Below are 20,933 nucleotides of genomic sequence, written 5' to 3'. Positions count from 1 at the left end.
TGATGATTACGATCAATGCTGGAGAGGCGTATTTAAAGCTTCAAAACGATAAAGAGTCCAATGCTCAATCGTATCCGCGGCATTTTCCGCTTGTCATCGACAGAGCCAAAGGCTTAATGGTGACCGATACGGAAGGTAAGCAGTATTACGATTGTTTATCGGGAGCGGGTACGCTCGCGCTAGGGCATAATCACGACGTCGTCGTCGCGGCTATAAAAGACGTGCTGGACAAACAAATTCCTTTACATACTCTGGACCTGGCTACTCCGCTGAAGTTGGCGTTCATGCAAGAAATTTTCTCCATCCTGCCTGTGCCGTTAAGAAATACTTCAAAAATACAGTTCTGCGGGCCAACCGGCGCCGACGGCGTGGAAGCGGCCATTAAGCTGGTCAAGAATGCGACGAAAGGCAAATCGATCCTGGCTTTTCAAGGGGGCTATCACGGTTCGACGCAGGCGACGATGGCCATGAGCGGCAACTTGAGCAAGAAACAGCATTTGCAGAGCTTGCTGCCGGATGTGCACTTTCTGCCCTTCCCTTATGAGTACCGTTGCCCGTTTGGAGTGGGGGAAGGGATGACGGCCCAGATCAGCGCACAGTATATCGAGAATTTGTTGGACGATTGCGAAAGCGGCATAGCGGCTCCTTGCTGCATGATTATCGAAACGGTCCAGGGAGAAGGCGGTGCGATTCCGGCGTCTATCGAATGGTTGAGGGAAGTCCGCCGCATTACGGCGGAAAGAGGCATTCCATTAATCGTGGATGAGGTTCAAACGGGGATCGGAAGAACCGGTGCCATGTTCTCGTTTGAGCATGCCGGCATCATTCCGGACGTCATTGTCTGTTCGAAAGCGATCGGAGGCAGCTTACCGATGTCGGTCGTAATCTACAAAGAAGAATTGGATCAATGGAAACCCGGCGCGCATACGGGAACGTTCCGCGGGAATCAACTGGGAATGGCCACGGGGCTTGCGACACTAAAATATATTCAAGAAAACGGCGTGCTTGCGAATGTGAGTGAACGCAGCGTGCAATTCTTAGATTCCCTTCGCCGATTGCAAGAGAAAGTCGGAGAAATTGGCGACGTTCGCGGCAGAGGCTTAATGATCGGGGTAGAAATCGTCGATCCGGGCGAATGCAAAGATCGGCTGGGACACTACCCGCCGAGTGGAGAGCTGGCTTCCAAGATTCAAGAAAGATGTTTTCGGAACGGCTTGATAATCGAAGTGGGAGGTCGCCGCTCGGCTGTCATGCGGTTCTTGCCGCCGCTCACGATCACGGCGCGCGAAACGGCGGAAGTGTTGTCCATTTTCGAGAAATCAGTGATGGAAGCAATTGAGATGACAAAAAGCAAATGTTAATTGTCTCACAGGTGAAAAAACATTCCGTTTTATTGGCGATCCTGATCGGCGCGTTCTCTTTGGTGCTGACGAACAGCGCGTTTAATACGCTGCTGCCAAGTTTTGTCCGGACATATGGGATCTCGACTGCGCTAGGCGGATGGATAATCATTCTTTATATTTTGGCGATGACGATCACGATGCCGCTCACCTCACTCGTTGTCGATCGGCTCGGCCGCAAGAGAACTTATATTTTGGGGATAGGGCTATACGGGTTATTTTCCATTTTGGGAGGGTTGTTCCACCAGTACGTGCAAGTCATCTTGCTGGTTCGGGTCATGCACGGCGTGGCGGCGGGGTTGATGATCCCGTTGTCTCTGGTCTTGCTGTTCGACTATTACGGGAAAGAAACGCGGGGAAGAGTGGTCGGCGCATGGGGCATGCTGCTGACGATCGCTCCCGCTATCGGACCGACGTTAGGCGGCTTCGTCATGGAGTTCGGCAAGCTGGAGCAGCTCTTCTGGATGAACGTTCCGTTCGCGCTGATCTCGTTCGTTCTGTGCTGCGCCCAGATTCCCTCTTATCAACCGGCCATTAGGAAAACCGTCCATCTTCAAGGCATCGTACTAATCGTCGCCAGCCTTGCGGCGCTCAGTCTGGGCATTCAATTCGTATCGAACCCCGCCGTTCCAAGCTGGATAACATGCTTGCTGTTCTTCATCGGAATCCTGGCATTTATTCGTTTCATTCGGCAAGAGAACGCCAAAGAAGAACCATTGATCCGTTACGGGCTGCTGCGCAGCAACCCATTGTTTTTGGCAGCGCTTCTGATTTCAATGGTACAGGACGCGGTCATGTTCGGCGTGATCTTCGTCATGCCGTTAATTTTTCAAGAGGTGTTTCATCTGTCGCCTTCCATGGCGGGAGCCCTTTTCATTCCGACGGCTATATTCACGAGCTTGTTCGTCTGGGTAGGCGGCAATTGGCTTGATAAAGGCAAATCTCTGAAATTCATCGCGTACGGCATTGGTTTTGTCGCGGTATCGGTATTGTCTTTCGCATTCGTACCGACGGGCGTTTCGTTAATCATCGTGATTTGCCTCATGGCTTTAAGGGGGATCGGCAACGGATTGTCCGATATGACGATGACAGCCATCGGTCTTCAAGCCTTGCCGGAAGAAGATCTGCACGAAGGATCGGCTTTGTCCAATACGATCCAGCGTCTGGCGTCTTCGTTCGCGGTGATGCTGCTGGCCGTCTATTACGACGTCAGGTGGCAAATGCTCGCACAATCGGGAGAGACTGTCGAACATGCGAAATGGATGACTTTAAAAGAAGAGTGCATTGTCTTAGGGATCTTGATGGTCCTGACGTTGCCGCTCGTTGTATTAATAAATAGGAAGAAGGCAGGTGCGGTTGTCGGATATGGTGACTAACGAAAGGACGAGGAGCCGGGAACAAGCCAATGCGCATACATGCAAGACGTTGTTGAATTGTTATATCCGGGAGCTCGGAAAAGAACAGCTGAGCGGTATTAAGATGAACCCCGGAGAAAAAACCTATGCGGTTTCTTTCCCGAAGAGCGGCGCAGCGATATCGGGTAAGCTCCGATACTATTCGGCGAGCGGCGAGCATGAATACGGTGAGTTTCGAACGAATGACGGAACGGAGCTCCATTACCATTTGTTAGCCCGCTGGATCGTCAGAGAGCTTCAACATCGTTATCCTCTCATTACGGGCGAGCGGGAGGTTGATTTTGCGGAGAAAGTCGACAACAGCTACCGGAAAGTTGCTTTATTCTTGGAGCGTTCGGCTGGTCATCCGGTAAGCGACTATTTGTCCTCTGAGCAATCATTGCTCTATGGGCATCCGTTCCATCCGTTTCCGAAAAATACGCTCGGGTTCACAGAAGGGGAAGCGATTAGGTTCAGTCCGGAGCTTCACGCTTCTTATCAGCTGTGCTATATGGCAGTGAGGAGAGATGTTTATTGGGAGGAATGGGTATCGGGAAGCAAGCGGGCGGAGCTGCACGAGAGTGTCGAAAGGCAAGCGAGGGGGATTCTTAGGGAGAAGAGAGACGAATATCACGTGCTGCCGGTTCACCCTTGGCAGTATGAACACGTGCAGACTATCCAGGCCGTTAAGGACTATATTCAGCAAGAGAAAATGATCCTGCTCGGGAGCTGCGGTCCAATGGCATATCCGACTTCTTCGGTAAGAACCGTATTTATGCCCGATATGGCATGTAATATCAAGCTGCCCTTAAACATTCAAATTACCAATCTGAAAAGAAACAATAGCCGGGAGCAGATGCGGAGAACGCTCGATGCTGCTAACTATCTGCTGCGGAGGAACTGCTTCGGTAATGAGGAGTCTGTCCGAATCGCTTATGAGGAAGGCGTATGCGGATGCCGTTTCGAGGATGAGGACGTCACGAAATTATTGACGATCGCTTATCGTCCAATCGAATTCGACGTCGCGTCGACGTTCGTATTGTCGAGCCTTATCGAAGCTCCCGTTCAGGGGGAACCGTGCCGATTGTTCTCGTTGATCGGCCGGCGGATACCCATAGAGCATTGGTTCCGCCGCTACCTGGAAATCTCCCTGCTGCCGATCGTTCGCGCTGCGGAGGAGCACGGCATTCATTTCGAAGCGCATCTGCAGAACACCTTGCTTACGATCAAGAACGGTATGCCTCACATGTTTATAATCAGGGATTTGGAAGGGGTTAGCGTGAATCGGGAGAAGGGCGCGGCTGCTGAGGATGGGGCGGGCCCTCTTTTCTATGAGAAAGAACAATGCTGGGCGCGCACGGACTACTACTTCGTCGTGAACCATCTCGGTTCTTTGATTCATGCGATAGCCAGAGACATCGAGGCAGAGGAAGAGCATTTCTGGGCAATTGTACGGGACATGCTCGCGAAGGAATACGAGGTAGCGGAGAACGAGTATGTGCATCATTTACTGACAGCGAGCGCGTTCTACGCGAAGAAAAATTTGGTCAGCTGCTTAGCGGGAAACAGCGAGACGCCGTCTTACGCGCCCGTCGACAATGCGATGAGAAAAATAGGGAGTGAAGCGAATGGAACGAACAAGCTGTTTGTCTAACGAAGAGAAGCTAACCTCCTTGAACGAAGTCATGGAGAGAATCATGCGCCAAACGATGGAGGCCTTCCTCTTCGAGGGAATCGTCGATGTATCGGGAAAAGGAAGAGAGCGGTTTTTTGCGGGGAAAACGGCCGAGGGAGCGACGGTTCGGTATTCGTGCGAGGCCGATGACAAAGAGTCGTTCGGCAGAGTGAAGCTCGTCAAGCATTCGATCCGCAGAGAAGGCGAGCCCTGCGTCGACCTTTATCGATTTCTCGAGGAAGTCGTAGGGAACAGCTTGGACGGAGCGCATGTCGCGCAATTTATCAGCGAATTGTTGGAAACGATGGCGAAGGATCACCAATTCAAGACGATCCAGCAGGAGAGAGTTCCAGAGGAAGACCGGCACTATGAAGCGTTGGAAAGCCATATGGCGGACGGACATCCGTACCATCCGAGCTACAAATCGAGAATCGGGTTTTCGCTCGCGGATAACTATGCTTACGGACCCGAATTCAATCAAGAGGTTTCCTTGCAATGGGTCGCGGTTCATGAGCGGCTCGCGGACGTCACCGTCTCGGATGATGCGTCGGACGATGAGATCTATTTGAATCATCTTACGAACGAAGACAGGCGTACTTTCAATGAAATACTGATAAAGAACGGCCGCGATGCTAAGAACTATGTATTCATTCCCGTCCATCCCTGGCAGGCGGAGCATCGAATTCCCTCTCTCTTTGTTCAACAGTTGGCGGATAAGGACATCGTGATGCTGGACGGAACTCAAGTTCCGTATCGGGCACAGCAATCGATCCGCACGCTATCTCGTCGCGACAATGAGGATGCCACATATATAAAGCTGGCGCTCAGCATCACTAATACGTCGACGAGCCGCATTCTTGCACATCATACGACCCAAAACGCACCGAAGATCAGCGACTGGCTGCAAAAAATCATTCGGAACGATGCACTGCTAACTAGGATGAGGTTCCAAGTTTTGAGGGAAGTGATGGGCGTTTCGTTCCGCTACGCGGAACTGTCGCCGATTGCATACGGCTCGGCTTACGGTACGCTAGGCGCAATCTATCGGGAGAACGTATCGACCTATCTGGAACCGCAGGAAACAGCTTGGCCCTTGAACGCGGTGTCTCTCGTGCAAAAAAACGGAGAGTCGTTCATCCAGGCTGCGATCGAGCGGCATGGGATCGAGAAGTGGAGCGACGCGTTGATCCGGACGGTGACGCTTCCGATTATTCATCTGCTGTACGGTCATGGCATCGCGCTGGAATCACATGCGCAGAACATAATTCTCGTTCTTGAAGATGAGCTGCCGACAAGAATCATCGTGAAAGACCTGCATGACAGCGTGCGGTACGTTCGAGGCAAGCTCTTGCATCCCGAATGGGCGCCGGCGCTGCATCCCGAGCCAGAAACGCATCGGAAATTTAACCGGTATTCGTTCCTCCAGACGGAGTCGGTCTCGGAAGTAAGAGATTATACGTACGACGCTTTCTTTTTCATCTGCATGACGGAGATTTGTTTGACGCTTGAAAAATTCGGTTTGAGCGAATCGGCTTTCTGGCGAAAGTGCGTGGAAACGATCAACGATTACCAGAAAGGTTATCCGGAATACAAGGAACGGTTCGAGATGTTCGACCTGTTCTCTGAAGACGGCCTCATCGAAGAGATGACGAAACGGCGGATATACGGAGATGGCGAATTGTATTTCCGTAAAGCGCAAAATCCTTTACGGCGGGCAATGGGTGTCTTGGGATGAGAAAAAACAGGCTAAAAGAGAAAATCCGCAGGAATGAGCCGGTCTTTGGACTGTTCGTCTCCATTCCGCATCCGATCATCGTCGAGATGATCGGCCATGCGGAATACGATTTTGTTATCATTGATTTCGAGCATGCGTCGACGAATATGGAGACGGTCGAAGAGTTGGTTCGTGCTGCGGAACTTTTGGAAATTACCCCGCTTGTGAGAATATCGCGTGTAGACCGGAACGAAATTTTGAAAGTGCTGGACTGCGGCGCGCAAGGCATCGTCATTCCCCACGTAGAGAGCAGGGAACAAATCGAAGCGGCCATTAGTTATGCCTATTATCATCCGATCGGAACAAGGAGCTTAAACAGCGGCAGGCCGGGCGCTTTCGCGAAATATTCGTTAACCGACTATATAGCGGAAGCGAACGAAGAAATTCTGATCATCCCGATGATCGAAAGCGTCGAGGGTGTGAACCGCAGCGGGGAGATCTTGTCCGCGTCCCGTGTCGGCTTCGTCTTGGAAGGGGCGGCGGATTTGTCGCAGTCGCTGTCCGTGCCTTGGGATACTGAGCATCCGGAGGTACAGCGGCATCTCCAGAGAGTGCGGGAGGCAGCTCAGCTATGCAGCGTACCTTATGCGACCGTGTCTAGAAACGTGGAGGGCCATCTCCGGTGGGCGGAAAGAGGCGTAAATATATTCGTGCTGGGCGACGACCGAAATACGGCTTTCCGGGCATATTTGAATAAACGGAACGACTATCGAAGCGCAATGGAGGGGAGGAAATGAACGAACGAGTCAAGGAATTGATCCCTGAGTGGCGGGAAAGAAGTCGAGAGCCGATCTGCGCGTATGTCTACGATTTGGGAAGCATTCAAAAGCATGTCCGGGAGATGCTGCAGTCGATGCCTGCGCGCACCGGCTTATTCTATGCAATTAAAGCCAATCCGGATAAGCGGATTATCGAGGCGCTGCTTCCGCTGGTGAAGGGATTCGAAGTGGCATCGATCGGCGAGTTGTTGAAAATAAGGGAAGTATCCGAAAGCGTACCGATTCTATTCGGAGGACCGGGGAAGAAAGACGACGAGCTGGAAAAAGCGATTCGAAATCATGTGACTTATATCCACGTGGAAAGTCTGCTGGAGCTGCGAAAAATCATCTGGTTAGCAAAGGAATGGAACCATCCTACGCAAATCTTGCTTCGGATCAACTTGAGAACGAACACATTGCCGCAAACGAAAATCGCAATGGGCGGCCGTCCGAGCCCGTTCGGGCTGGATGAGATATTGATCGAAGAGGCGATTTCGATTTTGAAGGAGAGTAATAATACGCATGTGCGTATTTGCGGCTTCCACTTCCATTCCCTCTCGAACAATCTGCAAGCGGACCTGCATGCGGATATGGTTCGTCTCTACCTTCAGAAGGTCAAAGAATGGAAGCTTCGATATGAATTGGACGTCTCGGTAATTAACGCGGGCGGAGGGTTCGGCGTGACCTATGACGGCGAGCCGGGTTTCGATTGGTCTCGTTTCACTTCTTTGCTCGCGCAGAGCGAGGAGTTCCGTTCCCTGGAGAACACGGAATTATTTTTCGAGCCGGGAAGATTCATCGTGGCCGATCATGGCTATTACGTAGCCGAAGTCATTGATATCAAGCGGTCGCAAGACCAATCTTTCGCCGTCATCCGTGGCGGTACTCACCATAACCGGTTGCCGGCTTCGTGGGGGCATAATCACCCGTTCCGCGTTGTCCCGATTGACGAATGGGCATATCCATTTCCACGGCCGGAGGTAGAAGGCAGCAAAGTCACGATTGTAGGAGAATTATGCACGCCGAAAGATCGGCTGCATACCGATGCCGAGCTTAGGAGGTTGCGCGCGGGAGACATTCTAATTTTTGAGAAGTCGGGCGCTTATTGCTGGACGATCTCCCACCATGACTTCTTGGGTCATCCGCATCCGGAATTTTATTATCTTACGGAACAGGGGGAAGCATGAGGATGGATTACGTATTGTCGCAAACCCGAAGCAAGGCCGCCGCAGAAAGCCGAATTCGGAAAGAGCTTATGGATGCTTTTTTGGCGGAACGTTTTTTCTTAGTTAATGAAATAACGACAGGAAAGCTTTTGGAAGCGCCGGACGACGTGCAAAAACATTACCCGGGCATTCGTGAAGCTTCCGTCTATGTGGGTGAAGTCTGCTTTCTCGTTGAACCTAGCTATAGGCAAGGAGTTCAGTGGGTAGCCGATTCTCCTATCCTCAAGAAGGAAGGAGAATTTTGGGCAGTAGTCGACTCACCTATGGAAATCTGCAATCTCGTCCTGCGCTATTCGTTATCCGAGGAAGCTTATTCGCATCCGGGAGTGACGGATTTCTTAGAAGGGTTGGACGTCGCGATCCGGCAGCTCAGCCTGAGCCTGGAGCAAGCGTCCGAGCATTTAGCATTCGCGCCTAACTCTGCTTATGAATGGTTCGTGAAGGGAGAGAGGCTCTCCTCTTTGCGAGATCGGCCGTTCCATCCGTTGTCCAAGGCGAAGATCGGGTTTGAGGAGCAGGACTATCGGGAGTATATGGCAGAGTTCGGGAACAAGACCAAGCTTTATTGGGTGGCCATCGCGAACGATTCGGTGTCAAGAGGGTGCGAGGGAGACGGATTCGACTGTCTCGAGGTGCTGGACGATCGTTCAAAAGCGAGCATTGAGGAAGAGCTGGCGCAAAAAGGCCTCTCGAAGGAAGCATACACGCTGATCCCCGTTCATCCGTGGCAGTTGAACAATCGGATCTTGCCGGATTTCCGGAAGGAGATCGAGGAAGGAACCGTTATTCTTTTGGAGACGCAGGCAGGCGAGTTCTTGGCGACTTCGTCGCTGCGTTCATTTGCATCGACCCGTGAATCAACTAAGATGCTGAAGCTGCCCATTAGCGTGAAATCATTAGGGGCCGCCCGATACTTACCGGTCGTGAAATTGCTGAACGGGCTTGTTGGCGAGAGACTGCTGCGCCAAGCGATTGCTTGCGATGATACACTTGCCAATCGCGTCTTCCTGTGCGAAGAGAAGCATTGGTGGGGATACATGCCGCGAACGATGGGGCTATTCGATGATCATCCGCGCCATCTGGCGGCTCAATTGAGAATTTATCCGTCGGAGATCATGGATGAGGGGTATAAAATCATTCCGATGTCTTCCTTGGGCGTTACGCTGAACGGCGGTCATTTTCTAAGTGAAATCAGGGGGGGACGGCCATCGCAAGAGGAGGCCATTCGCTTTTACGCTGACGTGGCAGCTATGTTCTACGACATTACGATGAGACTGTTCAAGGTCGGCGTCGTACCGGAAATCCACGGTCAAAATTGCTGCCTCGTGCTGAAGGACGGCGAGGTCGCAGGCATGCTGTTCAGGGATCACGATTCTGTGCGCTTGCATCAACCCTATCTGGATAAACACGGGATCGAAGATCCCTGCTATCATATAAGGCCGGGTTATTCAAACAGCCTGTACAACGAAACGATTGAGAAATTGATTTTCTATGTCCAGTCTCTCGGTACGCAAGTCAATCTGGCTTCGATTATGGAATCCTTGTCGGAAGCTTACGCTATACCGGAGAAACGGCTTTGGGACATAACGGAGAAAGAGCTCAGGGAAGCCGTTCAGCGCATTGATGTTCCGGAGATTGATCGCAGCGCTCTGCTTCATTCATTGTTCGAAAGCGATGCGTGGCCATCGAAGCTGATCATCCGTCCGCTGCTCGAAACGGGCGGCGTGCCGGGAGCGATGCCGTCTGGAAAGGGCGTTGGGCACAATCCTTTCCGCTACCGTTCGATTTAGTCCAGAGTGAAAGGCTAGGCCATTTATTTGGGAGATCTTTTATACCCGAGTCTTGCGCCTGCAAGCATTAGGCGATATCGTAAAGGCAGGGAGGCGATGTGAACCTATGCTGGAACCGGGGAAGACGTACAATACGGCTGTGGAAGTAACGCTTGAGGTCATCGGAGGCAAGTGGAAGCAGGTGATCCTATTCCATCTGACGTTCGGCAAGAAACGCAACGGCGAGTTGATGAGCCTGTTACCTTCAGTAACTCAAAAAGTGCTTACCCAGCAGCTGCGGGAGCTAGAAGAGGATGGCATTGTAACCCGGATTTCATACAATCAAGTGCCGCCCAAGGTCGAGTATGAGTTGACGGAGTACGGCTGGAGCCTAAAAGAGATTCTCCATCTTATGTGCAGATGGGGAGATAGGCATGTCGAGCGTGCTTACGGCGATAAGGTAAAGATCTTGGCCGGGGCTCCTCGTTTGGACGATAATTAATTAGCAATGAAATAGAAACCGGTCACTGGATGCCAGAGACCGGTTTTCTTGAAATATAAGAAAGTATAAAATTCAACCTTATACGTTGCTTATATTTCACCGCGAAACGAGCTTTTGCCGCCAAGGACGGCGTCAGCCGTTTACGCTTGTACGCAGCCACTTGTCATGGGATGACCTTGCGCTGTCGCAAATCCTCAAAGATATTTAGAAACATCGCTTCTGTATCCATAAATTCATGAAAGCCGAAACGGCGAGCCTTCGTGCCGTCTGCAAAAAAATCGTAATCCCAGGAAAACACAAAGTCTCCAAACCCCCATGAGGAAACGTCTTTATAGGCGTTGTTCACTAACCCATGCTTCTTCACCATGGTTTTCCATAGCTCCTCTTTATCTGCCATGACTACATCCAGAGACATCTGCAGTGGAGGCGCGGTCTCAAGATCAAAGCTAGCGGCTATCTTAGGCCAAAGCTCATTCCATCGGAACAGGTCTCCATTCGTAATGTTGAACGCTTGGTTCGCGCAGCGTTCATCCGTAGCTGCCCAGACGGTAGCTTTAGCCAGCAATCCGGCGTCAGTCATCTCAAGCAGGCTGTTATAGGCACCGGGCTTTCCGGGAAAACGAAGCGGCAGTCCAAGCTCCTTCGAAATGGAAGCATAAATGGCGATAACCATGGCTAAGTTCATGGGATTGCCCAATGCGAATCCGCATACGACGGAAGGGCGGAGCGCGGACCAGGTCCAGCTGCTTCCCGGCTGCCGCTGTTCGAGGAACTGCTGTTGGTCGACATTAAACTCAGGTGGCATATGATAGGCATCCGTTTCACGGGCGGGAGTCTTGAACGGACCAAGGTGCGCGCCATAGACTTTATAGCCCTGCATTAGGCTGATATGCTGAAGGTCTGAAGAGATTGGCTCGATTGCATTGACGACGTTGACGAGCATAGCGAGGTTTGGGGGAACCAGTTCGGCCCAAGTAGGGCGATCTTGATAGGCAGCGTAGAAGATATGGGTGACTTCTGTCAGAGTGCCCAGTTTCTCGCGTGTATCCCTTTCATTTAGCAGGTCGACAGCAACATATCTAGTTCGGCCGCTGCTGCTTGAATCCCCGCCTCGACGCGACACGCCGATGATATCCCAATCTGGTAGCTGTTCCAGATACTCGATTAGATTTCTGCCAATCACTCCGTTGGCTCCAACGACAAGTGCCGTTTTGTGCGGCAGCGCTTCTTGTATTTTCATAAGTTATTCTCTCCTCATCGGTTGTGGTCTCAACAACATTGTGCATCCTGCGGCGAGGAATAAAAAGTACGCACTTTAGAGTGATATAGTTACTTGAAAGTAATATAAGGCATTGAATTGCATTCGAAAGAACGCAACTAAACGCATGGAATGCCGTCTTTTAAGTATGTTGGTTTTAAAAGGAGTGGGGATTTGATGATGAAATCCAGGTTGCTGGAGGTTTTGATTAGTATCGTGCTTGGCTTTTTTTCAGGACTGTTACTGAGCGGGTCGGGGAGAAATATTGAAGATAGCGGAATTCAGATTCTGCTGGGATGCATCTTTTGGATAAATGTATTTTCTTATCTGAGACAGAAATAATTAAATTGCAGTGGATGAAGCTTTTACTAGAAAAGGTTAGGAGAGAAAATGATGTCATCAGCGGATGAGATTTATAAAAATTTAGTTATAGAAATTCTTGAACACGGGGTATGGGATAAGGATCAAGACGTTAGAACGGTCTGGGCTGACGGCGCACCCGCATACACGAAAAGCGTCATTTGCAAGCAGGTAACTTACGACAATACGGAGGTTCCGATCTTAACGACCAAAAGGGTCCCATGGAAATCTGCCATACATGAGCTGCTATGGTTTTATGTGAAGAGAACGAGTGATTGCTCCTACTTGGATCAAAACAAAGTGGCCATATGGAAAGAATGGACCAATAAGCATAATCATATCGGTAAGGCATATGGGTACCAGCTGGGGAAACCTATCATGATTGAGGGGAAGATTACAAATCAAGTCCACAACTTAATCGATCAGCTTAAAAATAATGCTGCGTCCAGAAGGCATGTTATTTCGCTATGGGATGTTGACGAGCTTGACCAAATGGAATTATATCCATGCGTTTGGAATAATCAGTGGCTGGTGAAGCAAGGAATGCTTCATTTAATCGTCAGCGCCAGATCGAACGATATCGGATTAGGCAATCCTTTTAATGTTTTTCAATATTACGTGCTGCAGCGCATGATTTCGCAAATAACGGGTTATCAGTTAGGCACGTTAACATTTAACATTAATGACGCACATATTTACGAACGGCATATCGATTCGCTGAAAGAACAGATTGCACGGGAGTCCTATTCCGCTCCGCAGCTATGGATAAACCCGGAAATAACGAACATCGATGACTTTACCATAGATGATTTTAAGCTCATTAATTATCAGCATCATCCAACTCTTAAGATGGAGATTGCGATTTGATTTCAACTGCTGTATTAGCTGAGCGCTTGCCGTAACACCGGAGAGGGTCTGGACTTCCGGTCGCTATAGTCTCCCTATTTTTTCGAATATACCGCTGCTTGCGGTAGAAATAGGGAGACAAAGGCGAATGCTGCCGCTCCTGCAGTTCCAAATCTTGCCCTCATTTCAGCCCCTCGTTTAGCTTCTAAACGACAATTAAATAAACTTAACGGTAAAATATGGCGTTAATCACTTCCGTTACGGAGGATTTAAACAAATAACGGTAATTTATGGCGTTATTTCTCCAGGTTATGTGCATGAGCAATCCCTTAGCCTAAAATAACGCCGTATTTTACCGATAAATCGATTCAAATTCAATTCCACTCGGATATAGCGCCGTATTTTACCGTTAGTTTATTCGACTCCTCAAAAGCGAGATTGTTTTCCTTCACTGCAGCCCTAAATTAAACCTGGAAGAAGGCGTTTGGAAATCGTTACGACAAACGGATTGTTTTCTAATTGTTCCTGCTCGTTTTTATTGAAGTGTTTTTTACTCATAAGCTCGCTCCCAACTGTTCATTCTAGTATACAAAAAAGGACCCATACGCTAAACACTTTTTTCTAAGTGTCCAGTGTATGGGTACCAGTTTAGCCCGCACACTTCTTTTTTTGTAGCCATGGCTGCTGTCCGGAGCAACCTTGTTTATTTATTATTTGGACTCGTTTCGCGCAAGCTCTTTGCGTACGATAGGCGCCACCTTTGTGCCGAGAAGTTCGATCGCATGCAATACCTCGCGATGCGGCATGGTTCCTACATTGACATGAAGGAAGAAACGGGTAACTCCTAAATTTTTGCGCAGCAGGAGAATCTTCTCGGCGACGTATTCCGGATCGCCGACATAAAGGGCACCGCGGAGACTGCGCGCGGCATCGTATGCGTCGCGGTTGTAATTTTGTCTCCAGCCGCGCTCGCGCCCGATGACATTCATTTGGGCCTGCGTCGGAAGGAAAAACGAATCGGCAGCCTGCTCAGTCGTGTCACCGACAAATCCATGCGAATGCGTCGCAATAGATAATTTGCTCGGATCATGTCCAGCTCTTGCTGCAGCTTCTTTATAGAGCGCAACGAGCGGTGCAAAGCTCTCTGGCATTCCGCCAATAATGGCAAAGGCGATAGGAAGGCCCAGCGTGCCCGCACGGACAGCCGATTCTGGATTCCCGCCGCTTGCAATCCACACAGGGAGCGGGCTCTGAACGGAACGGGGATAAACAGCGAGATTATCGATCGCAGGACGGTGACCGCCGCGCCAAGTTACCTTCTCCGACTCTCGGATGGCAAGGAGCAGTTCCAGCTTTTCTTCGAACAATTCTTCATAATCATCCAGGCTGTATCCAAACAGCGGAAAGGATTCGATAAACGAACCTCGTCCTGCCATAATTTCAGCCCGCCCATTCGAAATACCGTCTAGTGTCGAGAAGGCTTGATAGACACGAACGGGGTCGTCCGAGGACAGTACTGTTACTGCGCTTGTGAGCCGTATACGTTTAGTCATGGCCGCCGCTGCCGCTAATACAACTGCCGGCGAGGTTCCTGCATAATCAGCGCGATGATGCTCCCCAATCCCATATACATCGAGACCGACCTGATCGGCCAATACGATTTCTTCTACCGCATTGCGCAGGCGCTCGGCGTGACTCATGACCGCTCCTGTTATCGGATCCGGTGTCGTTTCCAAAAATGTACTGATTCCTATTTCCATGTTTGCTGCCAAATCGGCCATTTTAATATTCCCCCTTCATTAATTATAGTTTACTCAATTTTTGTTCGTTTCTCAAATTTAGTAAGCAGTTTTTTGCGTGAATCAGTACCGAAATCGGTCATGATAATGCCATCACCACGTATTTCAATCATAAACAATCAAAAAGAAAGCGCTTTACAATTTATAAATAGTCATATACAATTACAAATGAGAGTAAATGAGCAAACAAGCAAGCAAGCGTAAATAATTTTAATACTCATTGCAAATAGATATTTTACGTAAGGAGGAAGAACTGCATGTTATTTGAAGAAGAACGCAAGCGTCAAATAGCCGATTATGTCCGACAGCACGGCCGTGCTTCCGTCCAGGAGCTTTCGAATCATTTTCAAGTTTCGGAATCGACGGTTAGGCGGGATCTGAGTGATTTGGAGGAGCAGGAGCTGCTCCGCCGTACGCATGGCGGCGCGGTAGCGGCCATGCAAAATAACAATAGCGAGCCATCTTTCGTGGAGAAGGAGGATCGCTTTCAACAGCAGAAGCTCGATATTGCAAGGGCGGCACTGTCGCGAATTCGCGAAGGCGATACCATCATGCTGGACTCGGGTACCACGACGTATCATTTAGCGAAGCTGCTGAAGAACTTCCAACGATTGACCGTCGTGACCAACTCGGTCATGGTTGCACAGGAGCTTGCGAATGAGAAGAGCATCGAGCTTCTGCTGACAGGAGGCATGCTTCGTCCGGAGACGCAGGCGATGGTTGGGCCATTCGCGGAGCGGGCTATTGCATCCGTGCATGTCGATAAGCTGTTTCTTGCAACGAACGGGTTTGATGCCGAGAACGGATTGTCTACACCGAATCTTATTGAAGCCGCAACAAAGAATCGAATGATTAAATCGGCAGATGAGGTTATTTTGCTCACGGACCACAGCAAATTCGGAAAGGTTTCCTTTTCCCGTTTTGGGGATATCGAGGATGTTACAACATTAATTACTGATTCTCTTGCATCGCCGGCTGTTTTGCAGACATTCGAAGAAAGAGGAGTCGTTATTGTCTTGGCTGGTACCGGAGGTGCTGTACAATGAAGCCGGTTTCCCCGGTCATTACCGTTACTTTGAATCCGGCATTGGATAAAACCGTCACCGTAGATCAGTTTGAATACGGAGGGCTAAACCGTATCAAAGAGATGCGGACCGATGCTGGGGGAAAAGGGATTAACGTGGCAAAGGTATTGAAGTTATTCGATATCGATGTCAACGCGCTAGGCTTCACGGCAGGCTATCAAGGGCAGGTCATTTGCGATCAGCTAGAGAAGCTGGGCGTCCATTCTGCAATGATCGAAGCTGCAGGTGAAACGCGGATTAATCTGAAAATGGTCGATGAATCGACGAAGCTGACGACCGAGCTCAACGAGCAGGGCTTCGAGGTTGACGCTCCGCTGCTTGAGAAGTTCCGGGAATTATTTAAAACTAAGGCTGCTGAAGCGTCCATTATCGTTCTCGGCGGCAGTCTACCTCCCGGTACGCCTTCCGATTATTATCGATCTCTAATCGAGAGTGCGCGGGCGCTAGGAATAAAAACGATACTTGATGCAGACGGCGAGGCACTTGCGCTCGGTGTTGAAGCATCCCCTTTCGCTATAAAGCCGAATATTCATGAGCTCGAAGCGCTGCTTGGCGAGAGGCTGGGCAGCATGGAGGAAGTCATTAGAGGGGCAAGAATATTGATTGACCGAGGTATTGAATACGTTCTAGTCTCCATGGGGGCAGAGGGTTCTCTTCTAGTCAACCAGACGGAAGCGGTGAGAGCAAGCCCGTTTCCAATCGTGCCGGTAAGCACGGTAGGTGCAGGGGATTCCATGGTTGCTGCAATGGTATACAGCTTCCTAGAAGGCAAATCAATCGAGGAAACAGCGAGATGGACATCAGCGGCGGGTACGATTACGGCTTCCAAGCCGGGCACGCAGGTATGTACTCTTCACGAGGTCATGGAGTCGGTCCAAATGGTTACGCTCACCTATTATTAAAAAATCATATGCCCATTCCAAGGAGGATTATCGAGCTATGAAAAAAATACTTGCTGTCACGGCTTGCCCAACCGGCGTCGCTCACACGTATATGGCTGCCGAATCTTTGATCAAAGCGGCTAAGGAAAAAAATATTCCGCTCAAAGTGGAAACAAGAGGCGCTGTCGGTGTCGAGAACGAATTTACCGAGCAGGAAATTGCGGAAGCGCATGCGATAATCGTCGCTGCCGATACGGATGTGCTGGAAGCTAGATTTGCTGGCAAACCGGTCGTAAAAGTCGCTGTCGCCCAAGCGATCAAAAACCCGGCAGGGCTGCTGGAAGAAGCGCTAGCCAAGCAAGCATCCGCTCCAAGCGGCTATGTGAACCAGGTAGAGCAGTCGAAGTCCGAGCGCAGTTCAGCACGCAGCGGACCTTATAAGCATTTAATGACCGGCGTATCGCACATGCTTCCCCTTGTTGTGGCAGGAGGCTTACTGATTGCCTTATCGTTTGTTTTCGGAATTGAAGCATTCAAGGTAGAAGGTACATTCGCGGCAGCACTGATGACAATTGGAAGCGGCTCGGCATTTGCCCTTATGATTCCTATCCTTGCGGGCTTTATCTCCTTCTCTATTGCGGAGAAGCCAGGTCTCGCACCGGGCCTCATCGGAGGCATGCTGGCATATACCATCGGGGCTGGTTTTCTCGGCGGTATTCTTGCGGGTTTCTTGGCAGGCTACACTTCGCTTTTCTTGAAGAAAAACATTAAGCTTCCGCGCAACCTGGAAGGTTTGAAGCCGATCCTGCTCATTCCGCTTCTTGCGTCGGGCTTCACTGGCCTTATGATGATTTATGTAATCGGCGAACCGGTTAAAGCGATTATGGATGGTCTTACGGCTTGGCTTACCGGGCTTGGAACGACCAATGCCGTACTGCTTGGCCTACTGCTTGGCGCGATGATGGCATTCGATATGGGCGGTCCGGTTAACAAAGCAGCTTATACGTTTGCGGTAGGTTTGCTTGCAAGTGATGTCTTCGGTCCGATGGCAGCGGTTATGGCTGCGGGCATGACGCCTCCGCTTGGACTCTGGCTTGCTACGCTTCTGGCAAAAAATAAATTCACAAAAGAAGAGAAGGATGCGGGCAAGGCTGCCTCCGTACTCGGTATTTCGTTCATTACGGAGGGCGCAATCCCGTTCGCTGCGGGCGATCCGTTCCGCGTCATTCCTTCTATTGTGGCAGGTTCGGCTGTAACCGGCGCATTGTCGATGGCATTCGGCGCTACGCTGCGCGCACCGCATGGCGGTATCTTCGTTCTCCCGATTCCGAATGCGGTTAGCCATCTCGCGCTGTATGCGCTGGCGATCATCATTGGAACGGTTATCACAGCGGTCATGCTGAGCATTCTTAAAAAGCCGGTTGAACAGCGCGCGTAAGCATAAAAGGGTAAAACAAATCATTGGATAGGGGGATTTCTCCCCCTATTATCTATAACTATTCAGGAGGAATACACCATGAACATTAACTCACTTTTGGACGAAAAAGCTATATTTATCCCACTGACATCGACGGATAAAAACAGCATCATAGCTGCTATGATTGACGGTCTTGCCGCATCCGGCACCGTATCGGATAAGGAAGCGTACATGAACGCAGTGCTCGCGCGCGAGAGCACGGGCTCGACAGGCATCGGGTTCAGCGTAGCGATTCCGCATGGCAAATCAAGCGGCGTTACTACGGCAGGCATCGCATTCGCAAAACTATCCACGCCTACGGAATGGCAATCGCTTGACGGAGAACCGGTTAAAGTTGTATTTATGATTGCCGTACCGGAAGCTGCCGAAGGCAATGAGCATTTGAAAATATTAATTGCATTGTCCCGTAAGCTCATTGATTCCGAATTCCGCGAGAAGCTGATGGCCGTCGAACATTCGGATCAGCTAAAAAGCTTGCTTGCAACGATATAAACAGAAGGGAGGCATAACCGCATGTACGCACAAAAAGTAGTCATTCAAAACACAGCCGGCTTTCATATCCGTCCCGCACAGCTATTTACCGAGAAGGCAACACAATTTCAATCGACGGTTCTGATCATGCCGGAAGGCACCACTACGGTAGCCGATGCCAAAAGTATTCTTAACCTCATGACGCTAGGTTTGGAAAAAGGCGCCGTTATTACGATTCAAGCTGAAGGACCGGATGAAACAGAAGCGGTCGCGGAGCTTTCTGAGCTGGTAGCTAGCGGATTCGGCGAAGAATAAATATTGGCTTGCACGAAGCCGCAGCAAGGAGGGGCGCATAATGAAGACAAAAACAATTGAGCAGCGACTGACAGGACTAGGCGTATCTGAGGGCATTCGGATAGGCAGAGCTTTTGTCTATAACCCGTTAAAGCTAGAAGACATCAAGGATAGCAAGTCCGAGCAGCCGGACCAAGAGCTGGCTCGCTTGGAGCAGGCTAAGGCGCAATGCGTTTTGGAGCTAACAGAACTCATTGAAAGCGCTAAGCAGGCGCTTGGCGAAGAAAAGGCCGCGATATTGAAAGGGCAGATTAGCTTTTTGAGCGATCCGGCGTTCTACCCGCCCATGCAGAAGCTCATCCAAACCGAACAATGGTCGGCTGAGGCTGCGGTCAAGCGCATTGTTAGCCAGGTTGCCGGGCTATTCGAAGCCATGGCTAACGAATACATGCGTGAGAGGGCGGCTGACATCCGAGATGTCGGTACCCGGCTGATGACGCAGCTTGTAGGGCATCAAGGCGCGCGGCTGTCCGATATTACGAGCGAGGTCATCATTGTAGCCGACGACCTGACTCCTTCGGATACGGTTCAATTGGATAAACAATATGTGCTTGGCTTCGTAACCCGTATCGGAGGCAAGACGTCTCATACCGCGATTCTCGCTAACTCGTTGGGTATTGCTGCCGTACTCGGATTAGGCCCTGCGATCGAGAAGATTCAGCATGGCGAGGAAATGATCATCGATGGCTCGACCGGCGAATGTGTTCTGTATCCGGCAGAGTCCACGAGGGAAGAATTCGCGGCTTCGCTTGCTGCTGAACAGCTGGAGCAGGAAAGCTTAAAGGCATATGGTGAGCTTGCTGCCGTAACGAAGGACGGCTTCACCTTCGAGATTGCCGCGAATATCGGAACCCCTCAGGAAGCAGCGGGCTTGCTGGAGAAGGGCGCGGAGGGTATCGGCTTGTACCGGACGGAATTTTTGTTCATGAGCACCTCCCAGATGCCTTCCGAGCAGATTCAATTCGAGGCTTACCGGCAAGCGGCGGAAGCCATGCAAGGACGCCCGGTCGTTATACGGACGTTGGATATCGGAGGGGATAAGGAGCTGCCGTACCTTCAACTGCCCGAAGAGCTGAATCCCTTTCTCGGCTATCGCGCGATCCGGCTTTGCCTGGATCAGAAGCAGCTGTTTCTCACGCAGCTGCGGGCCATTATTCGGGCCGCAGCGTATGGCGACGTTAAGATTATGTTTCCGATGATTTCGGGAATGGACGAGTGGCGCCAAGCCAAGGCCTTGTACGAAGAGGCTCGCGAGCAGTTAATTAGTGAGGGAGCGAGCATAGGCGAAGCGATCGAAATTGGCATTATGATCGAAATTCCTTCCGCTGCGCTCATGGCGGACCGCTTGGCCAAAGAGGTCGATTTCTTTAGCATCGGCACGAACGATTTGGTGCAGTATACGGTTGCGGTGGACCGGATGAATGAGAAGGTCTCGTATTTGTACGATTATTTTCATCCGGCCGTCCTCCAGCTTATTAAGACGGTCATTGATGCTTCGAATAAACATGGCAAATGGACAGGCATGTGCGGCAGCATGGCCGGTGATCCGCTCGCTGCTCCGCTGCTTGCCGGACTTGGTCTGAATGAGTGGAGCATGTCGCCTTCGGCTATTCACCGGATCAAGCAGACGGTCAGGACGCTCGATCACAGCGCCTGCGTACAGCTGACCGAACGGCTCCTCGATTTGGATACGCCGGTGGAAATCCGTTTTGAGCTTGCGGCATTTCTGAAGCTTGAGCGATAAGGAACGGCGAGTACGATGGGGATTAAAAAAAGATGACTCCTTAAACTGGTACCCATACACTGGACACTTAGAAAAAAGTGTTTAGCGTATGGGTCCTTTTTTGTATACTGGAATGAACAGTTGGGAGCGAGCTTATGAGTAAAAAACACTTCAATAAAAA

17 protein-coding genes are annotated in these 20,933 nt (G+C 50.5%); 15 read left to right on the top strand and 2 right to left on the bottom strand.

What is annotated here, in order from left to right:
* Positions 1-2: 2 nt before the first annotated feature.
* From RCO25_RS31080 to RCO25_RS31045, 8 genes are all read left to right on the top strand, one after another.
* Positions 3-1,361: a diaminobutyrate--2-oxoglutarate transaminase gene (locus RCO25_RS31080; protein WP_374992196.1), complete on the top strand. Its 1,359-nt coding sequence runs from the start codon at positions 3-5 to the stop codon at positions 1,359-1,361.
* Positions 1,355-2,776 carry an MFS transporter gene (locus RCO25_RS31075; protein WP_308999951.1) on the top strand — a complete coding sequence of 474 codons (1,422 nt, stop codon included), beginning with the start codon at positions 1,355-1,357 and terminating at the stop codon, positions 2,774-2,776. Before RCO25_RS31080 ends, RCO25_RS31075 begins: the two co-directional genes overlap by 7 nt.
* The gene (locus RCO25_RS31070) at positions 2,751-4,448 is read left to right on the top strand and encodes an IucA/IucC family protein (RefSeq protein WP_308999950.1); all 1,698 of its coding nucleotides are present in this window, start codon (positions 2,751-2,753) and stop codon (positions 4,446-4,448) included. Before RCO25_RS31075 ends, RCO25_RS31070 begins: the two co-directional genes overlap by 26 nt.
* Complete coding sequence (locus tag RCO25_RS31065; RefSeq protein ID WP_308999949.1) at positions 4,423-6,204, top strand: IucA/IucC family protein; 1,782 nt, start codon at positions 4,423-4,425, stop codon at positions 6,202-6,204. The genes RCO25_RS31070 and RCO25_RS31065 overlap by 26 nt, the downstream gene beginning before the upstream one ends.
* Positions 6,201-6,980: an HpcH/HpaI aldolase family protein gene (locus RCO25_RS31060; protein WP_308999948.1), complete on the top strand. Its 780-nt coding sequence runs from the start codon at positions 6,201-6,203 to the stop codon at positions 6,978-6,980. The genes RCO25_RS31065 and RCO25_RS31060 overlap by 4 nt, the downstream gene beginning before the upstream one ends.
* Positions 6,977-8,188: a type III PLP-dependent enzyme gene (locus tag RCO25_RS31055; protein WP_308999947.1), complete on the top strand. Its 1,212-nt coding sequence runs from the start codon at positions 6,977-6,979 to the stop codon at positions 8,186-8,188. The genes RCO25_RS31060 and RCO25_RS31055 overlap by 4 nt, the downstream gene beginning before the upstream one ends.
* Before the next feature lie 2 nt (positions 8,189-8,190).
* Entirely contained in the window at positions 8,191-10,017 is a 1,827-nt protein-coding gene (locus RCO25_RS31050) for an IucA/IucC family protein (protein WP_308999946.1), read from the top strand.
* Positions 10,018-10,123: 106 nt separating this feature from the next.
* On the top strand, positions 10,124-10,498 hold the full coding sequence (locus RCO25_RS31045; RefSeq protein ID WP_308999945.1) for a winged helix-turn-helix transcriptional regulator: 375 nt from the start codon (positions 10,124-10,126) through the stop codon (positions 10,496-10,498).
* A gap of 163 nt (positions 10,499-10,661) precedes the next feature.
* On the opposite strand, the gene RCO25_RS31040 is transcribed toward RCO25_RS31045, so the two are convergent.
* Entirely contained in the window at positions 10,662-11,738 is a 1,077-nt protein-coding gene (locus tag RCO25_RS31040; protein WP_308999944.1) for an SDR family oxidoreductase, read from the bottom strand.
* A gap of 411 nt (positions 11,739-12,149) precedes the next feature.
* Between RCO25_RS31040 and thyA the strand changes: the two genes are divergently transcribed.
* Positions 12,150-12,983, top strand: coding sequence for a thymidylate synthase (thyA, locus tag RCO25_RS31035; RefSeq protein ID WP_308999961.1), 834 nt, complete (start codon positions 12,150-12,152; stop codon positions 12,981-12,983).
* A 689-nt stretch (positions 12,984-13,672) separates the two neighbouring features.
* Here the strand turns inward: thyA and RCO25_RS31030 are convergent.
* On the bottom strand, positions 13,673-14,743 hold the full coding sequence (locus RCO25_RS31030) for an LLM class flavin-dependent oxidoreductase (RefSeq protein WP_308999943.1): 1,071 nt from the start codon (positions 14,741-14,743) through the stop codon (positions 13,673-13,675).
* 275 nt (positions 14,744-15,018) lie between these two features.
* Here RCO25_RS31030 and RCO25_RS31025 point away from each other — a divergent pair, with 275 nt between their 5' ends.
* The 6 genes from RCO25_RS31025 (at position 15,019) to ptsP (ending at position 20,773) form a co-directional block, all read left to right on the top strand.
* Entirely contained in the window at positions 15,019-15,807 is a 789-nt protein-coding gene (locus RCO25_RS31025; RefSeq protein WP_308999942.1) for a DeoR/GlpR family DNA-binding transcription regulator, read from the top strand.
* Positions 15,804-16,748, top strand: a complete 945-nt coding sequence (gene pfkB / locus RCO25_RS31020; protein WP_308999941.1) for a 1-phosphofructokinase — start codon at positions 15,804-15,806, stop codon at positions 16,746-16,748. Before RCO25_RS31025 ends, pfkB begins: the two co-directional genes overlap by 4 nt.
* Before the next feature lie 37 nt (positions 16,749-16,785).
* Positions 16,786-18,165, top strand: a complete 1,380-nt coding sequence (locus tag RCO25_RS31015; protein ID WP_308999940.1) for a PTS fructose transporter subunit IIC — start codon at positions 16,786-16,788, stop codon at positions 18,163-18,165.
* Positions 18,166-18,243: 78 nt separating this feature from the next.
* On the top strand, positions 18,244-18,696 hold the full coding sequence (locus RCO25_RS31010) for a PTS sugar transporter subunit IIA (RefSeq protein WP_308999939.1): 453 nt from the start codon (positions 18,244-18,246) through the stop codon (positions 18,694-18,696).
* A 21-nt stretch (positions 18,697-18,717) separates the two neighbouring features.
* Positions 18,718-18,990, top strand: a complete 273-nt coding sequence (locus RCO25_RS31005) for an HPr family phosphocarrier protein (protein WP_308999938.1) — start codon at positions 18,718-18,720, stop codon at positions 18,988-18,990.
* A 40-nt stretch (positions 18,991-19,030) separates the two neighbouring features.
* Positions 19,031-20,773: a phosphoenolpyruvate--protein phosphotransferase gene (gene ptsP, locus RCO25_RS31000; protein WP_308999937.1), complete on the top strand. Its 1,743-nt coding sequence runs from the start codon at positions 19,031-19,033 to the stop codon at positions 20,771-20,773.
* Positions 20,774-20,933: the final 160 nt, after the last annotated feature.

Origin of the sequence: Paenibacillus sp. LHD-38 (genome assembly GCF_031157315.1) — a bacterium.
GTDB lineage: Bacteria > Bacillota > Bacilli > Paenibacillales > Paenibacillaceae > Pristimantibacillus.
The sequence above is the reverse complement of the archived record's forward strand: the minus strand, read 5'-3'. Positions and strand labels throughout refer to the sequence as shown.

Excerpts from the sequence above, each read along its gene's own strand:
- RCO25_RS31080 (WP_374992196.1), top strand. The coding sequence starts at position 3 with ATGATTACGATCAATGCTGGAGAGGCGTATTTAAAGCTTCAAAACGAT.
- RCO25_RS31075 (WP_308999951.1), top strand. The coding sequence starts at position 1,355 with ATGTTAATTGTCTCACAGGTGAAAAAACATTCCGTTTTATTGGCGATC.
- RCO25_RS31065 (WP_308999949.1), top strand. The coding sequence starts at position 4,423 with ATGGAACGAACAAGCTGTTTGTCTAACGAAGAGAAGCTAACCTCCTTG.
- RCO25_RS31060 (WP_308999948.1), top strand. The coding sequence starts at position 6,201 with ATGAGAAAAAACAGGCTAAAAGAGAAAATCCGCAGGAATGAGCCGGTC.
- RCO25_RS31055 (WP_308999947.1), top strand. The coding sequence starts at position 6,977 with ATGAACGAACGAGTCAAGGAATTGATCCCTGAGTGGCGGGAAAGAAGT.
- RCO25_RS31050 (WP_308999946.1), top strand. The coding sequence starts at position 8,191 with ATGGATTACGTATTGTCGCAAACCCGAAGCAAGGCCGCCGCAGAAAGC.
- RCO25_RS31045 (WP_308999945.1), top strand. The coding sequence starts at position 10,124 with ATGCTGGAACCGGGGAAGACGTACAATACGGCTGTGGAAGTAACGCTT.
- RCO25_RS31040 (WP_308999944.1), bottom strand. The coding sequence starts at position 11,738 with ATGAAAATACAAGAAGCGCTGCCGCACAAAACGGCACTTGTCGTTGGA.
- thyA (WP_308999961.1), top strand. The coding sequence starts at position 12,150 with ATGTCATCAGCGGATGAGATTTATAAAAATTTAGTTATAGAAATTCTT.
- RCO25_RS31030 (WP_308999943.1), bottom strand. The coding sequence starts at position 14,743 with ATGGCCGATTTGGCAGCAAACATGGAAATAGGAATCAGTACATTTTTG.
- RCO25_RS31025 (WP_308999942.1), top strand. The coding sequence starts at position 15,019 with ATGTTATTTGAAGAAGAACGCAAGCGTCAAATAGCCGATTATGTCCGA.
- pfkB (WP_308999941.1), top strand. The coding sequence starts at position 15,804 with ATGAAGCCGGTTTCCCCGGTCATTACCGTTACTTTGAATCCGGCATTG.
- RCO25_RS31015 (WP_308999940.1), top strand. The coding sequence starts at position 16,786 with ATGAAAAAAATACTTGCTGTCACGGCTTGCCCAACCGGCGTCGCTCAC.
- RCO25_RS31010 (WP_308999939.1), top strand. The coding sequence starts at position 18,244 with ATGAACATTAACTCACTTTTGGACGAAAAAGCTATATTTATCCCACTG.
- RCO25_RS31005 (WP_308999938.1), top strand. The coding sequence starts at position 18,718 with ATGTACGCACAAAAAGTAGTCATTCAAAACACAGCCGGCTTTCATATC.
- ptsP (WP_308999937.1), top strand. The coding sequence starts at position 19,031 with ATGAAGACAAAAACAATTGAGCAGCGACTGACAGGACTAGGCGTATCT.